Consider the following 14,571-nt stretch of genomic DNA (forward strand, 5'->3'; position numbering starts at 1 on the left):
TCAAGGATGCGCATCGGCGTCATCACCGGCTCGGGAAGCTACGACTGGCCCCACCTCGAAGGGGCGGCCACTCGGGTCGTCACCACCGAGCACGGGCAGGCCACCGTCACCGACGGCCGCCTCAAGGGCACGGACATCGTCCAGCTGTCCCGGCACGGCGCGGGCCACAGCCGCCTGTCCCACCAAGTCGACCACAAGGCCAACCTCGCCGCGCTGCGCGCGCTGAACGTCGACGCGGTGATCTCCCTGACCGTGTGCGGCTCGTCCGACCCAGCCGCCGCACCCGGCTCGCTGGTCGTCTTCGACGACCTGTACTTCCCCGCCAACCGGCTGCCCGACGGATCCCCGTGCACCTGGTACGACACCCCGGGACAGCCCGGTCGCGGCCACTGGATCTTCGACCGGCCCTTCAGCGAGCCGCTCCGCCAGGCGCTCATCGGCGCCGCCGGACAACTGGACGTGCCGGTCGTGCCGCACGGCGTGTACGGGCATGTGGACGGGCCCCGCTTCAACTCCCGCGCGGAGATCGCCGCCCTGCGCGCCGCCGGAGTCACCGCCGTCAGCCAGACCGCCGGCCCGGAGATCGTGCTGGCCGGAGAGGCCGAACTGCCCCTGGCGCTCGTCGGGTTCGTCACGGACTACGCCAACGGTGTGGCCCCTGAACCGGAGCCGGTGGAGGCCCTGTTGGGGCGCATGGCGGCCAGCAAGGACATCTTCGCCCAGCTGGTCGGCCATACGGTGGCCGTGCTGGAGGCGGTGACGCCCGCCGGGTTCGTCTACCGGTTCGACGCATGAGCGCCGCCTCCACCCCGGCCGTACTCGTCATGGCGAAGGCGCCCCGGCCGGGCAGTGTGAAGACACGGCTGCACCCGCTGCTGGGCCCGCGCGGGTGCGCGGCCCTGCAGGCGGAACTGATCCGCCACACGTTGGACACGGTGACCGCCACCGGGCTGCGCACCTATCTCGCCTACACGCACGGCCGCGGGGACGGTGAGGCCAGCACCCCGGATGTCCGTGTCGCAGCACACCCGGGGGTTCGTACGCTCGTGCAGCGCGGCCAGGATCTCGGCCAGCGGCTGACCGCCGCCGTCACCGACGCCTTCACCGACGGCGGGGGCCCACTCCTGGTGATCGGCACCGATGCGCCCACCCTGACCAGGATGCATCTGGCCGCCGCTCTCACCGCCCTGGAGAACCACGACGTGGTCCTGGGACCGGCGCTGGACGGCGGCTACTACCTGATCGGCACGCGCCGCCCGCACACCGAACTGTTCGCCCTCGACGCCATGTGGTGGAGTACGGACAAGGTGATGGCCGCCACACTCACACTCGCCGCCGAGGCCGGACTGCGCGCCGAACTCCTCGCTCCTCTTCGGGACCTGGACACCTCCGAGGACGCCGCCGCGCTCCTGGCCGACCCGGGCCTGCCTCCGGGGATCACGGCTGTACTGGCATCGCCGCGGTCATGGGAGGACGTATGAGACTCGCCGGCGGCGGGCGGAGGAAACTCACGGCACCGCCCGAAACGTCCGTGTCGATCATCGTGCCCGTACTGAACGAGGAGCGCACGATCCAGGCGGCGCTCGGCCGGCTGTGCCGGGACTTCCCCGACTGCGAACTCGTCGTCGTCGACGGCGGCTCCACCGACGCCACCGTCGAGATCGCTACCCTGCACGCCAAGGTGGTGCACAGCGAGCGGGGCCGGGCGAAGCAGATGAACGCCGGCGCCCGGCACACAAGCGGCGAGGTGCTGTGGTTCATCCACGCCGACACCGAGATCCATCATGCCGCCCTCGCGCACATCCGCGCCGCTATGTCCGACCCTACTGTGGTCGGTGGCGGACTGACCCTGCGCTTCGACCGCCACACTCCGGGCCTGAACTACCTCGCCTACACCTCCAACGCCCGCGCCCGGCACCTGCGGCACATCTTCGGCGACCAGGCCATGTTCATCCGCCGCAGCGTCTTCGAGGAGCTCGGCGGCTTCCCGGACCTGCCCATCATGGAGGACCTGGAGATGTCCCGCCGCCTCGACCGCCGCGGGACCCTGGCCATCCTCCCGGCCACCTCCACGGCCTCCTCCCGCCGGCTTGTCGAGCACGGAGTGTGGCGGATGATCGTGTTCATGCAGTGCCTGAAGCTGCTGTACTTCGCCGGCGCCGACCCCGAGCGCATCCGCCGCCGCTACGCGAAGGGCCCGGCCCGGCTTCTGCGCCGCGGGCGGAAGGCGGCCGGCCCTCAGCGGGTTTCCAGCGCATGACGACGAACGAAGCGTCCGCGCACGCCCGTATACCCGCCGACCTGGCGAGCCGCCTGGACCGGCTTCCCTGGACCGGCCTGCACACCACGATCCTGGTCGCGCTCGGCGCCGGCTGGCTCTTCGACTCCCTCGAAGTGCAGCTGTTCGGCAGCGCGGTCGGCCCCCTCGGCACCCACTTCCACGCCACCGTCTTCGAGCAGGACGCCATCCTGGCCATCTGGCTCACCGGCATACTGCTGGGCGCGCTCGCCGGCGGCCATCTCGCCGACCGGTTCGGACGCCGCCGCCTGTTCGTACTCACCCTGCTGTGGTACGCGGCCTTCACCGTGCTGACCGGGCTCAGCCCCGCGCTCGGCTTCGTCTACGCCTTCCGCTTCCTGGCCGCCCTCGGCGTGGGCGCCGAGTACGCCATCGTCAACGCGGCCATCGCGGAGCTGATGCCCGCCCGGGTACGCGGCAGGGTCGGCGCCGTGGTGATGAACTTCTGGGCGGCCGGGGCTGTGCTCGCCGGACTGCTGGCCTACCTTCTGCTCAACACCCTCGCGCTGGACGATGCTGTCTCCTGGCGGTACCTGTTCGTGATCGGCGGCATGCTCGCGTTGGTGGTGCTGTACTTCCGGCGCCGCATCCCCGAGTCGCCGCGCTGGCTGATCTCCCAGGGCCGGTACGCGGAGGCGGAGGCCGTCGTCGTACGCATGGAGGAGCGATCGGGCCTGACCCCCGGGACCGGGCACGGCACCCAGGACGCCCAGCAGGTTCCGGCACCGGCGCCCCACCAGGCGCTCGGTGAGCTGCTGCGTCGGCATCCGGGACGCCTCGCGCTGGGCTCGGTCCTCGATCTGGCCGAAGCGTTCGGCTACTACGGCATCTTCGCGCTGTTGTCGGTGGTGGTGTTGAAGCAGGTGCACATCGGGAACGCGCAGGTGCCGTTCTTCTTCATCGTCGGCAACGTCGGCGCGCTCGCGGGCGGCCTGGCCATGTCACTGGTCTTCGACCGGCTCGGCCGCCACCGCACGGTAGCCGCCTCCTACACGCTCGCCGCAGCCGGGGTCGGACTGCTCGCCTGGGCCACCGCGAGTGGCAGCGCAGTGTGGGTCACGCTCGCCTTCATCACCGCCAACGCCTTCGCCACCGCCGCCTGGACCTCTGCCTACCCGACCTTCACCGAGCTGTTCCCCACCCACCTGCGCGGCGCCGGCGTCGGCTTCTCGGTCGCCATGGGCCGCATCGGCGCCATCGTCGGCACCCTGGCCCTTCCGGACCTGGCCACCCGAATGGGTGCCACCACCTCCTACCTGCTGGTGGTGGCATGCTGGCTGGCCGGAGTTGCCGCGATCGGGATATTCCGGCTGCGTGGCGGCGTCGACGCGGCCACCCGTCCCCTGGAGTCGTTGAACCCCACGCCCGCCTGAATCACCCCTGGAGATCTTTAACATGCGTATTGCGGTATGCGGCGGCCCCTACGGCAACCCGTACGCCCTCCAAGCCTTCGTCGACGACGTCCGCGCACGCGGCGCCGAGCGGCTGTACTGCCTGGGCGACTTGGGTGGCTTCGGCGCCGAGGTCGACGCTCTGTGGCCGATCCTGACTGACCATGGCATCACCTGCGTGGCCGGCAACTACGACGTGGCGATCGCCCGGGGAGATGCCGACTGCGGCTGCGGCTACCGCGATCCGAAGGACAACGAGTTCGCCCAGCTCATCTACGACCACACCCTCGCCACCACCAGCCGCGACTTTGCCGCCTGGATGGGCGAACTGCCCACCGAGCGCAGAGAGCAGATTGACGGGGTGAACGTGCACATGGTGCACGGCTCCACCCTCGCCCTGAACGACTTCTGGTGGGAGTCCCTGCCCGAGGACCAGCACCGGCAGCGGGTCGCGGCCTCCGGTGCGGACGTGATCCTGTGCACCCACAGCGGTCTGCCCTGGCAGCGGCGGACCGGCGACACGCTGGTGGTGAACGTCGGTGTGCTGGGCAAACCCGCCAACGACGGCCGCCGCGAGGTCTGGTATGCGCTCCTGGACCTCGACGCCGGGCAGGCGTCGGCCGAGCTGGTGCCGTTGCCGTACGACTGGCAGGCGCAGGCCGCCTCCATGCGCGCCGCCGGACTGCCGGAGGTCTTTGTGGAGACCATCGAGACCGGCTGGTGGACCACCTGTCTGGAGATCCTGCCCTCGCGTGAGCGTGCCCGCGGCCGCTATCACCTCTACCGCTCCACGCTGCCGACCTCCTTCCAGCCCGCCGATGACGGGTGGGGACCTGTGGCAGCGCCCGCACTGGAGGGTGACCGCCCGGTGGTGCCGCTGTTCGGCAGCCCCTACTTCCCCTCCCGCCTGTGGATCTACACCAACTTCCACTGCAACCTGGCCTGCGACTACTGCGCCGTCGCCTCCTCCCCCAAGGCCGCCGCGCGTACCCTTCAGGCTGAGGACTTCCGGGCACTGGTGGACGAGGCGGTGGCGTCCGGATTCACCGAGCTGTACGTCACCGGCGGCGAGCCCTTCCTGCACCCGGACATCGTCGGCATGCTCGACTACGCCTCCGCCCAATTGCCCACCGTGGCGATGACCAACGCAATGCTGCTACGCGGCCGGCGCGCCGAGGGTTTGGACACCCTCGCCGACCGCAAACTCACCGTCCAGACCTCCCTGGACGGCGCCACACCGGCCACCCACGACCTGCATCGCGGCCCCGGCTCCTGGCAGCGCACCATGGACGGCATCCGCCACCTGATCGACATCGGCCTGCCCCCGCGCGTCGCCCTCACCGAAACCCCCGAGAACACCAGCGAGATCCCGGCCGTCGCCGCGCTCCTGACCGAACTCGGCCTGCCCGACGACCACTTCGCCGTACGCCCCCTGCTGCGGCGCGGCTTCGCCGAAGAGGGCGTCGAGATCGGCGAGGACTCCTCCGTCCCCGAGCTCACCGTGACGGCGGACGGCCTGCACTGGCACCCCGCCGGAGCCGACCTGACCACGAGCCCCGACATGCACCTCGCACCCGCAGGCACCCCGCTGGAACAGGGCAAACGACTGGTGACCGAACGGTTTTTCGCCGCCCGCCTCGCCGACGGCAGCCTGCCCCGCCCCGTCCACTGCGCCATCTGACCACCGCCCGGGAGGTACCCGCAGCATGCCCGCCACCCCGCACGTCGCGATCCTCGGCGCCGGCCCCGTCGGACTGGACGCCGCCCTGGCCTACGCCGACGCCGGCTGGCCGTTCACCGTCTACGAGAGCGCCGACGCCGTCGGTGCACACGTCCGCGCCTGGGGCCACGTCCGCCTGTTCACTCCCTGGGAGCTGAACGTCTCCCACCGGATGCGCGCCCACCTCTCCGACGCACCATCGGACGGCGCCTGCCCCACTGGAGGCGAATTCGTCACCCGCCTGCTGCAACCCATCGCGGAACTCGCAGAGCTGAAGAGCCGGATCCGCTACCGCACCCGCGTCGCCGCCATCGCCCGCACCGGCCTGCTCAAGCACGAGCAGATCGGCACGAAGGCCCGGGCCGCCGCCCCCTTCACCCTGCTCCTGGACACCCCGGACGGCGAGGACTCCGCGAAGGCGACCCTGGTCCTGGACTGCACCGGCACCTACGCCCACCCCAACACCCTGGGCGACGGCGGCATCCCCGCCCCCGGCGAACGCGCCCTTGGCCACCGCATCACCCGCACCATCCCGGACACCACCGACCCCAGCCGCTGGCAGGGCACTGTCCTCCTCGTCGGCGCCGGAAAATCCGCCCAGACCGCCGCCCGCGACCTCGCCGCCCTCCCCGAGACCCGGCTCGTCTGGGCAATCCGCAGCCCTGCCCCCGACTGGGGCGTGGTCCCCGACGACACCCTCCCCGCCCGCCAGGAACTCGTCGACGCCTCCCAGGCGCTGTCCGACGGCACCGACGATCGGGTTAGCGTCCACACCGGCGTCCACGTGCAGTGCCTCATCCCTGACGGAGACCGCATCCGCGTCCGCCTCGCCGGCGCCGCAGGCGCATCGGACGTACTCGCCGACCACGTCGTCTCCCTCACCGGCTACACCGGCGACCACACCCTCTACCGCCAACTCCAGGTCCATGAGTGCTACGCCACCGGCGCCCCCATGAACCTCTCCGCCGCGCTACTGGCCGCCTCCGGCACCACCGCGGACTGCCTGGCCCAGCCCGCACCCGGCATCGACCAACTCCGCAACCCCGAACCCGACTTCTACATCCTCGGCGCCAAGTCCTACGGCCGCCTCAACACCTTCCTCCTGCGCACCGGCTACCAGCAGGTCGACGAGATCGTCGCCGCAAACGCCGACTCTGACGGTGCGCCCGCGGCCGAAGTGGGCGCCACTCACTGAATCCCAGGCCCGATCGGACGCCGTACCGGAATGGAATGCGACCGCCGCCCTGCCGGGTTCCCCTCCCACACAACCGACGACAGCCCGGAGGCATTCACCATGAGCGACCCCGGGGCGGCGCCCACCGTGTCGGCCGTCCACGTGAACTGGCGCCCGGGATGCCCGTACTGCTTCACGCTGCGCCGTGGCCTGGAGCGCACCGGGCTGCCCGTCCAGTGGCACAACATCTGGGACAACGACCAGGACGCGCCTACGTCCGCTCCGTCAACCAGGGCAACGAGACCGTGCCCACCGTGAGCATCGCCGGGCAGGCCCTGACCAACCCCGGTACCCGACAGGTCCTTGCCGAGGTCCGCGCACGCGCCCCGCACCGGCTCCCACCAGACGACGGGGCCCCGAAGCGTTCCTGGCTGTCGTGGCGCCGCCGCACACCCGCCTGAACACCGGCCCGCCGCTGCTCGGTGGCCTTGACGCCCTTCAGAGCGTGTGAACGACACCCCGCCTGGAAACCCGTCGGACAGCGAAGAAACCGAGCCAGCCTCTTCCTCAGGCAACGAACGATGCAACGCGACCTCGCCCGGAGGTGATCGTGACCGCACGGCTGGGACAGATGGCTGCTGCCATGGGCGTCGGGCTGGCTGCGGGCCTGGTCGGCACGCTGGCGATGACGCTGAGCAGCACTGTGAAGGTGCGCGGTCGGCAGTCCAGCAGCGCCCCGGCCGACGCGGCGGGCAAATTGCTCGGCGCGGCTCCGGTTGACGAGCGGGGCAGGGCCCGGTTCTCGAGTGCGGTGCACTACGGGTACGGGACCGCCTGGGGCGCAGCCCGTGGTCTCCTGGCGGCGCTCGGCGTGCCCCCGGCTGTCGCTTCCACGGTGCACATGGGCCTGGTCTGGGCCAGCGAAATGATCGCGCTTCCGGCCCTTGGGGTGGCGCCCCCGGCCACCGAGTGGGGGACGGCCGAGATCGCCGTCGACGGCTGGCACCACCTCGTCTACGCCACGGCCACCGGTGCCGCCTACAACTTCATGGACAAAGGGACGGGCTGCTCATGGTCCCGACCTGGCTGAACGTCCTGGCATAGCTGGCACTGAGCCTACGCGCGGCATCCGCCACCGTGGGCAGATGGGCAGGCCCGGAACACTCAATTGCATGGAGGGCCGGCAATCAGGCGCTCCCCTGGGTTCGGCGGCGCAGCCGATCGGGTGCGAGCAAATCGACGCGCCGGTAGCCGACCAGCACGAGACCGTCCTGCTCGAGCTCCTTCAGAACCCGGTTGAGGGTCGGGCGGCGCAGGCCGAGCATGGCCGCGAGCGTCGTCTGGGCGCAGGTGACCGCACCGTCGCGGGCCTCGCGCAGCAGCAGCGCCGCGGTCCGGCTCTCGGCGCTGCCCTCGACGGTCTGGGCCAGGGCCTGCTGGGCCCGCAGTTGCCGCCGGGCCAGGCCGGTCAGCCAGGCCCTGGCCATTGAGGGACTGTCATCCAGCAGGGCAAGAAACCCAGCCGCGGGCAGGTATCCCGCCTGGACGTCGCTCAGAGCCCGCGCCGTGCAGACCGCTGGCTGGCCCAGCAGCAGCGGAATGTCCCCGGCAATGCCGCACGACTCCAGCATGCCTACGACAACCCGTTCGGTCCCGGAGCCGGCGGCCAGTTCGAGCTGTCCGCTGCGGAGTACCCAGATCCCGTCCGGGACCGCTCCCTGACGGAAAGCTGTTTCCCCTGGCCGAAGTCGACGCTGCTCGAGCCGAGCCGCCAGCCGAGCGGCGTCCTCCTTGCCGGGGGGCCAGCAGCCACCCAGGCAGCGCATGATCCAACCAGCGGTGCGCCCGGCAGTCTCGCTCACCGCCAGTGTTCCGAGCGTGCGTTTCGGATTGCTCATCCGCGTTGTGTCACATCCCTGACCATACGGTCACCCGGCCGGATCGGACCGCGGTCGGAGCGGTGCCGTGCGGCATACGACTTGCCATAGTGGGCGGCACCCGCCGCCCGGTGTGTCGGCGCGGCAACCACTGCTTCGTCCGTCGGCCGGCACGCGCAGGTTGACTGGCCTGAGCAGGAGACTGCTGGTCAGGGCGGTGGATCGGCCAACGGCTGGCCTGCTCGGACACCGCCAGTGCCGCCCGCATCGGTTTCGTCGCGGCGAGGTTGGTGCCCGCGGAGACGGCGCGCGCCCCACGCACCTCCAGCGGCAAGCAGGACCAAGGCGCTCAGGGCCGCCCAGAAACCGGGCGATGACGGGTCATCCAGCGTTCCGCCCAGTCCTGCGTAGGCGACGGTGGCGGGAACGATCCCGATCGCCGTGGCCATCACGTACGGCACCAGCCGGATCCCCGTGATCCCGGCCGCGTAGTTGACCAGCGCGAACGGGAACACAGGGATCAGCCTCAGGATCAGCACGGCCAGGAAGCCGCGCGCGGAGACCAAGGCGTCCAGCCGGGCCAGCCGCCCTTCGCCGGCCCACCGGGCTACCGCGGGTCGTCCCAGCCAGCGGGCCAGCCCGAACGAAAGCATCGCCCCGGCGGTAGCGCCCACCAGTACCGTCACCGTCCCAGTCACCACACCGAACAGCGCCCCGGCGGACGCGGTCAGCACAGCTCCGGGCGCAAACGCCGTCTCGGCCAGCGCGTACAGAACGGCGAACGCCAGCGGGGCCCACACTCCCCACGCGTCGACCTGGTCGCGCGCCTCGGCCAGCAACCTGCCGCCGCCGAGCAGCATGGCCGCACTCAGCGCCACTACCAGGACCAGAAGCGACACGGCTCGCAGACCGGAACGCAGTGGGCTGCGCTGCGTGACAGGAGCGCCCATGCTCTCGGCGTCCGGGCGCAACGCGGACGTGTCCGGCTGTGGTTGGGTCGGCTTCGGCACGACTACGGAACCCTTCTCGGGCCGCAGGAATTCCCTCGCCAGGGACATCGAAGGCCCCAGGGGCGCTGGGCGCTACTACGCCACCATCGAATACGCCGAGCCCGATAGGAACTGAGCCGGACAGGTCCCAGCCCCAGCCGTGTCACCCGATGAGGCGGGCGAGTTCCATGAGGTCCTCTGCTGCGAGGGTGGGGCCGTTCAGCGCGCGGGGATAGGCAGTGGCGGGGACACCGCGCCGCAGCCAGGCTCCTGACAGTCCAGCCCGGCGCGCGCCGTCGATGTCCCACGGATGGACGGCCACCAGCATCGCTTGGTCGGGACGGACGCCGCAGCGTTCGACGGCGTAGTGGTAGGCACGGCGGTCGGGCTTCCAACGGCTTGGACCAGTCACGTCCAGCAGCGCCTCGAAGCAGTCCCGTATCCCTGCCCTGGTAAGCAGCTTCTCGGACAAGGCGGCACTGCCATTGGTCATCGTCACCAGCCGGTAGCCGGCTGAGCGCAGTGCCCGTACGCCCTCCACGACGTCGATGTGCACCTCCAGCTCGGCGAACCCCTCCACAACGCGCCGGACAGCTTCCTCCGTCGTGGTGGCCCCGAGGTTTCCGGTGAGCAGCCAGCGCAGGCTGTCACCGGCGAGGGTGCCGAAGTCCGCGGGGCCGCCGGCGGCGGTCAAGGCGAACCCGTCGCGGAGGATTCCGGCGAACCACAGGGGCAGCAGGTCGGGGGACGCGCCGATCTCCTCGAATCGGTGGCGCAGCGGCGAGAGGTCACTGAGGGTCTCGTTCACGTCGAAGACCAGGACCGACGGGCGGTTCTGGGGCATGGTCGAACACCGTCCTTCCCTTTCCTACTGCAGGGCTTCTGCGGCTTCCTACTGCAGGGCTTCTGCGGCCTGCACGTCGGCGGCGGTCACTCCTCCCAGGCGCGGTGGGCAAACATCTCGTCCACGGGGGTGTGAAAGAGGTGGTTGGTGTAGTTGCTGATCGTCTTGACGGAGACGGCCAGCAGGACGTGCAAGATGTCCGTCTCCGCGTACCCCGCCGCGAGGAAGGCGTCGACCTGAGCGGCGGTGGGAAGGCCGCGGCTTTCGACCATGACGGCGGTGAACTCGGACAGTGCGTCCAGGCGGGCGTCGGGCAGCGGCTTGCCGTCGCGGAGGGCGTCGGTGACCTCGGTGGGCACCTTGTTCATGTCGGCGAGGGCGCTGTGCGCGGCGACGCAGTAGGTGCAGCCGTTGACGCGGCTGATGGTCAGCAGGACAGTCTCCTGCTCGGCCGGGGTGAAGCCGGAGTTCCTGCGGAAGGCGTTGTAGCCGCTCAGGTAGGTGTCCAGCAGGCCGGGGACGTTGGCCATGCGGGCGTACATGTTGGGGATCATCCCGGTCTGCGCCTTGGCCCTGGCCAGCGCCGCGGCGACAGCGGAGTCCGGGTCGGCCTCGGTGCGGGCCGGGAGGGAGAGGGGACGTTCGGCGTGGGCCATTGGGTGCTCCTCGAATGCGATGCGGTGACGAGTGGCGTCCGACATCAGGGCCTATTTCTGGAATAGATACTCCGGAATGATTCTGGATCGTACACTTCAGAAGTGCAAGACGACCGATCCACCCCCGCCAGGTCCCCTCGCCGTGGCCGCCCCCGCTCGTTCGATCTCGACGCGGCCACGGCTGCCGCGCTGCGCACGCTGTGGACGAAGGGGTACGAGGCGACAACCGTCGAGGACCTGGCGGAGGCGACCGGGCTGTCCGCATCGAGCCTGTATGCCGCGTTCGGCAGCAAGCACGGGGTGCTCCAGGCAGCCCTGGCCCGCTACGACCGGGACCGCGATGAGCTTCTGGGGTCTCTGGAGCACGGCACGGCCGGCCTGGACGACCTGTACGGGTTCCTGGACCGCGTCCGCCGGGGCGTGACCGAGCCGGGCAGTCCGGGCTGCTTCATGGTGAACACCGCCACCGAAGTGGCCCCCCGTGACGAGCGGATCGCCGACCACGCTCACCGCTACCGCGAGCGTGTACGCGACGGCATCGCCGCAGCCCTTCGGCGGGCCTTGGACCGCGGGGAGCTGCCGCACATGGGACCCGAGGAGATCCTCGGCAGGGCACGGCTGCTGCAGGCTGCGCTGTACGGGGCCCAGGTCGCCGCGCGCAGCGGAGCAAGTCAGGAGGCGCTCCACACCGTCGGCGCGCTCGAACGGCAGATCGAGCAATGGGCGACGGCCTCGTCCCCGGCTCGCCCAGCCACAGGGAGCTGAGCCTGGGGGCGGACGTGGCCCGGCCGTGCCTTCTCCTACATCGAGGAGCTGGGCAGCGAGGGTGCCAGGACGGTCGTGCTGTCGCCACCGTTGCCGTTCGCCGTCCCGGCGACCGCACGCTGCGCAGCATCCGCCGTCAGCTGACCGCGATGCTCGATGCCGACGGCAAGGACATGGCACGCGCCGGGGTGGTCGCGGTCACCGCCAGCAGCGATCGCGCCGCCATCGTCTTTGCATGGACGGCTCGTGGTCCCGTTCGCGGCATTCGCAGGGCACCTGCTCCTACCATCACGGCGTCCGCTACTGGTTCAAGTAGCCTCCACGCACCGCAGGTCGCCTCCTCCGCAACCGGAGAAGGTGACCTGCGTGCTATCGCCCGACAATGAGCCGGCGCTACCTGCCGTCGAGTCAGCGACGGTGCCCGCGGTGGTAGGTCACGGCACAATCAACCGCAGTCCTGGTAGCGGTAGTTGTAGTAGTCCTTGCCGCCCACCAGGACAGAGGTGACGTACCTCGGAAGACCGTCGGAGTCCCGCTCGACTTCCTGTGAGGTCTGCCGGGTGAAGCCCAGCGACACCCCGGGGATCACGGGGTACTCGGGCTGCGACTTGTCGATCGTCCACCCCCGCTCGGCGGCGCGCCGGAAGAGGTCCTCGGCAGGGGTGGTGAAGACCTCGTCCCCCTCGAGCAGGACGCGGGTGGTGGAGGTGCGGCCCTCGCCGGGCCACCACAGCTCGATCGCGGTGACCTGGGTTCCGCCCTCGGCCAGGGCCTGGACGCCGACGTGGTCGAGGGTCCAGGACGCCTTCGCCGAGTTCCGGCTCGGGTGCCTCAGCACCCGGGGCTCGCCCCAGTCGGGCACTGCGGCGAGCGCCTCGTCGAGCGTCATGCCCAGCAGGATCGGCGCGACTCCGCGCGGCGGGTCGAGTACCAGATCCATCGCGTAATCCCTCAGTCCGTCACGGCGTCGTCATTTCAGGATGTCGTAGTTTATCGTCCAGCCCTTCTTGGTCAGCATGGCCTGGAACTTCTTGTTGTTCTTCAGGCTGTCGACCATGTCCTTGATGTAGGTGTCGTACTTGTCGCCGTACAGCTCACGGATCTCGTCGATGTCCATCTTCATGGCCTGGTCCCAGTGCCCGGCGTCGATCAGCTTCCGCTGTTTGGCGCGCCATTCCTCGCTCTCCTTGCTGGAGCCCGTGCTCGTCAGGTCGCGGTGGTCCTCGGCGTCCATGCGGATCGCGGGTCCCATGCCGGCGCCGCCGCCGTTTTTGTTGGTCCGGAACCCGGGCATGTCCAGATGGGCGTAGGACGCCTTCGCGGGGATGTGGTTGATCTCCTGGTCCACGGGGTTGATGCGCTGTTTGTCGTCGTCCAGGAGGTTCGCGGGCTTCAGGCCGCTGTACCAGCCGCCGTTTTCCGTGCATCCCTTGGCGATCAGGCCCTCGGGGTCCATCCGGGTGTGCGGGTTGATGACGTAGGCAACCGGGTTGGATGCCGGGCCCAGGCCGAGCGGGTCGGGGCTTGCGTAGCGCGGTGTCGGGGTCGTAGTGGCGCTGGTAGTTGTAGTAGAAGCCGGTCTCGGCGTCGTCGTACTGGCCCGGCAGGCGCAGGGGGGTGTAGGCCGCCGCGTCCCGGTTCCAGCTGGTGGCGCCCCAGACGGTGGATCGGCCGCGCCAGGCGATCGCTCCCTGTTCGTCGACGAGTTCGCTGGGTGCGCCCACCAGGTCCGTGACGATCGCGAAGAAGCGGGCGTCGACCTCGCTCTGTGGCTGGTGCCCGGGGCTGGTGCGGCGCTCGAGCTGGGTCAGCGGGCGGTGGCCCTCGTAATCCCAGGTGGTGGTGATGTGGTGGGCCGTGTCCGTCTGCTCGGCCAGCCGAGTGCCGTCCCAGGTGAAGTGGACGGACTGCACGACGGTGCGCCCGTCGTCGGCCATGCGGTGCTTGGCCGTGCGCCGCCCGAGCGGGTCGTAGGAGTACGTCCACCGGGTGCCGTCGGGGGTGACGCAGGCAACGAGGCGGTTCTCCTCGTCCCAGGTGTAGCGCCAGGTGTCCGGCTTCTTCGCCAGCCGTGTTTTCTGGCGCAGCGTGGTGCGTCCCGCGGCATCGTACTCGTAGCGGATCCGTCCGGCGGTCAGGACGCGGGTGCCCTCGTAGGTGCGTTCTCCGCGGCCCTCGGTGCGCGCGGCCTGATCGGGCCACTGGGCATGGGCCTCGTTGCCGGCGCTGTCGTATGAGTACGACTCGGACCAGTTCTCGGCTGTGACGCGCAGGGGGCGGCCGACCGGGTCGAGGTCGAAGCTGCGGCTCGTGCCGCTCAGCTCGTCGAAGATCCGCTCCAGGCAGCCGTCGGCCCGGTAGTCGTATGCCCGGGCGCGCAGGGTTCGGCCGCCGGCGGTCAGCAGCTGTGAGGTGAGCCGGCCCATGTCGTTCCACCCCGAGGTGAGGGTGACCGGTGCCTCGGCGGGGCCGAAGCTGCGGGTCAGCTCCTTGCCCCACGCGTCGTGGGTGAAGGTCAGGGCGTGGCCGTCGTTGAGCAGCGCTGTGCGGTTGCCCACCGCGTCATAGGTGGAACGCGTCAAGGCGCCGGTGGGCGTGGAGCATGTGGTGCGCCGTCGGGCGGCGTCGTAGGTGAAGCGGGTGGTGCGCCCGTCGACGGTCTCGGCGACGACCCGGCCGACCGATGGCGGCGGAGATGGCCCGCCTGCTCGACGAGCACATCCACGGCGCACGCACCGACCTGACGTCGGTCGTCTTCGAGCCCGAACTCGGGGTGCGCGAGTCGGCATGACGGCACGGCCAGGTCCGTACCGGGTGCGTCAAGCGATGTAAGAACAGACCGACTTGAGGTCACCC

At 70.4% G+C, this 14,571-nt stretch carries 16 protein-coding genes; 9 read left to right on the forward strand and 7 right to left on the reverse strand.

All coding sequences use genetic code 11. The annotated features are described in order from the left end of the window. Positions 1-6: 6 nt before the first annotated feature. The 8 genes from AB0M27_RS33850 (at position 7) to AB0M27_RS33885 (ending at position 7,674) form a co-directional block, all read left to right on the forward strand. The gene (locus AB0M27_RS33850; protein ID WP_365727459.1) at positions 7-795 is read left to right on the forward strand and encodes an MTAP family purine nucleoside phosphorylase; all 789 of its coding nucleotides are present in this window, start codon (positions 7-9) and stop codon (positions 793-795) included. Further along, positions 792-1,481 carry a TIGR04282 family arsenosugar biosynthesis glycosyltransferase gene (locus AB0M27_RS33855; protein WP_365727461.1) on the forward strand — a complete coding sequence of 230 codons (690 nt, stop codon included), beginning with the start codon at positions 792-794 and terminating at the stop codon, positions 1,479-1,481. The genes AB0M27_RS33850 and AB0M27_RS33855 overlap by 4 nt, the downstream gene beginning before the upstream one ends. Continuing rightward, on the forward strand, positions 1,478-2,260 hold the full coding sequence (locus tag AB0M27_RS33860; protein WP_365727462.1) for a TIGR04283 family arsenosugar biosynthesis glycosyltransferase: 783 nt from the start codon (positions 1,478-1,480) through the stop codon (positions 2,258-2,260). Before AB0M27_RS33855 ends, AB0M27_RS33860 begins: the two co-directional genes overlap by 4 nt. Further along, a complete protein-coding gene (locus tag AB0M27_RS33865; protein WP_365727465.1) occupies positions 2,257-3,672 on the forward strand; it encodes an MFS transporter in 1,416 nt (471 codons plus the stop codon). The genes AB0M27_RS33860 and AB0M27_RS33865 overlap by 4 nt, the downstream gene beginning before the upstream one ends. Positions 3,673-3,694: 22 nt before the next feature. After that, on the forward strand, positions 3,695-5,371 hold the full coding sequence (locus AB0M27_RS33870; protein WP_365727466.1) for a radical SAM protein: 1,677 nt from the start codon (positions 3,695-3,697) through the stop codon (positions 5,369-5,371). A 25-nt stretch (positions 5,372-5,396) separates the two neighbouring features. Then, positions 5,397-6,605, forward strand: coding sequence for an FAD-dependent oxidoreductase (locus AB0M27_RS33875; RefSeq protein ID WP_365727468.1), 1,209 nt, complete (start codon positions 5,397-5,399; stop codon positions 6,603-6,605). A 215-nt stretch (positions 6,606-6,820) separates the two neighbouring features. After that, positions 6,821-7,045, forward strand: coding sequence for a hypothetical protein (locus tag AB0M27_RS33880; RefSeq protein ID WP_365727470.1), 225 nt, complete (start codon positions 6,821-6,823; stop codon positions 7,043-7,045). Between the two features lie 149 nt (positions 7,046-7,194). Then, the gene (locus AB0M27_RS33885) at positions 7,195-7,674 is read left to right on the forward strand and encodes a hypothetical protein (RefSeq protein WP_365727471.1); all 480 of its coding nucleotides are present in this window, start codon (positions 7,195-7,197) and stop codon (positions 7,672-7,674) included. A 97-nt stretch (positions 7,675-7,771) separates the two neighbouring features. On the opposite strand, the gene AB0M27_RS33890 is transcribed toward AB0M27_RS33885, so the two are convergent. The 4 genes from AB0M27_RS33890 to AB0M27_RS33905 all read right to left on the reverse strand — a co-directional run bounded on the left by AB0M27_RS33890 (position 7,772) and on the right by AB0M27_RS33905 (position 10,950). Then, a complete protein-coding gene (locus AB0M27_RS33890; protein ID WP_365727473.1) occupies positions 7,772-8,482 on the reverse strand; it encodes a Crp/Fnr family transcriptional regulator in 711 nt (236 codons plus the stop codon). 188 nt (positions 8,483-8,670) lie between these two features. Further along, a complete protein-coding gene (locus AB0M27_RS33895) occupies positions 8,671-9,471 on the reverse strand; it encodes a TVP38/TMEM64 family protein (protein WP_365727475.1) in 801 nt (266 codons plus the stop codon). Positions 9,472-9,613: 142 nt separating this feature from the next. Then, positions 9,614-10,294, reverse strand: a complete 681-nt coding sequence (locus AB0M27_RS33900; RefSeq protein WP_365727476.1) for a haloacid dehalogenase type II — start codon at positions 10,292-10,294, stop codon at positions 9,614-9,616. Positions 10,295-10,380: 86 nt separating this feature from the next. Further along, positions 10,381-10,950 carry a carboxymuconolactone decarboxylase family protein gene (locus AB0M27_RS33905; RefSeq protein ID WP_365727478.1) on the reverse strand — a complete coding sequence of 190 codons (570 nt, stop codon included), beginning with the start codon at positions 10,948-10,950 and terminating at the stop codon, positions 10,381-10,383. Positions 10,951-11,052: 102 nt separating this feature from the next. Here AB0M27_RS33905 and AB0M27_RS33910 point away from each other — a divergent pair, with 102 nt between their 5' ends. Further along, on the forward strand, positions 11,053-11,715 hold the full coding sequence (locus AB0M27_RS33910) for a TetR/AcrR family transcriptional regulator (protein ID WP_365727479.1): 663 nt from the start codon (positions 11,053-11,055) through the stop codon (positions 11,713-11,715). A 445-nt stretch (positions 11,716-12,160) separates the two neighbouring features. Here the strand turns inward: AB0M27_RS33910 and AB0M27_RS33915 are convergent, their stop codons facing one another. The 3 genes from AB0M27_RS33915 to AB0M27_RS33925 are packed head-to-tail and all read right to left on the reverse strand — an operon-like array spanning position 12,161 to position 14,273. Next, a complete protein-coding gene (locus tag AB0M27_RS33915; protein ID WP_365727481.1) occupies positions 12,161-12,655 on the reverse strand; it encodes a hypothetical protein in 495 nt (164 codons plus the stop codon). Positions 12,656-12,685: 30 nt separating this feature from the next. After that, complete coding sequence (locus tag AB0M27_RS33920) at positions 12,686-12,838, reverse strand: hypothetical protein (RefSeq protein ID WP_365727482.1); 153 nt, start codon at positions 12,836-12,838, stop codon at positions 12,686-12,688. Next, the gene (locus tag AB0M27_RS33925; RefSeq protein WP_365727483.1) at positions 12,810-14,273 is read right to left on the reverse strand and encodes an RHS domain-containing protein; all 1,464 of its coding nucleotides are present in this window, start codon (positions 14,271-14,273) and stop codon (positions 12,810-12,812) included. The genes AB0M27_RS33920 and AB0M27_RS33925 overlap by 29 nt, the downstream gene beginning before the upstream one ends. Positions 14,274-14,571 lie beyond the last annotated feature (298 nt).

Origin of the sequence: Streptomyces sp. NPDC052107, from assembly GCF_040680215.1 — a bacterium.
Lineage (GTDB): Bacteria > Actinomycetota > Actinomycetes > Streptomycetales > Streptomycetaceae > Streptomyces.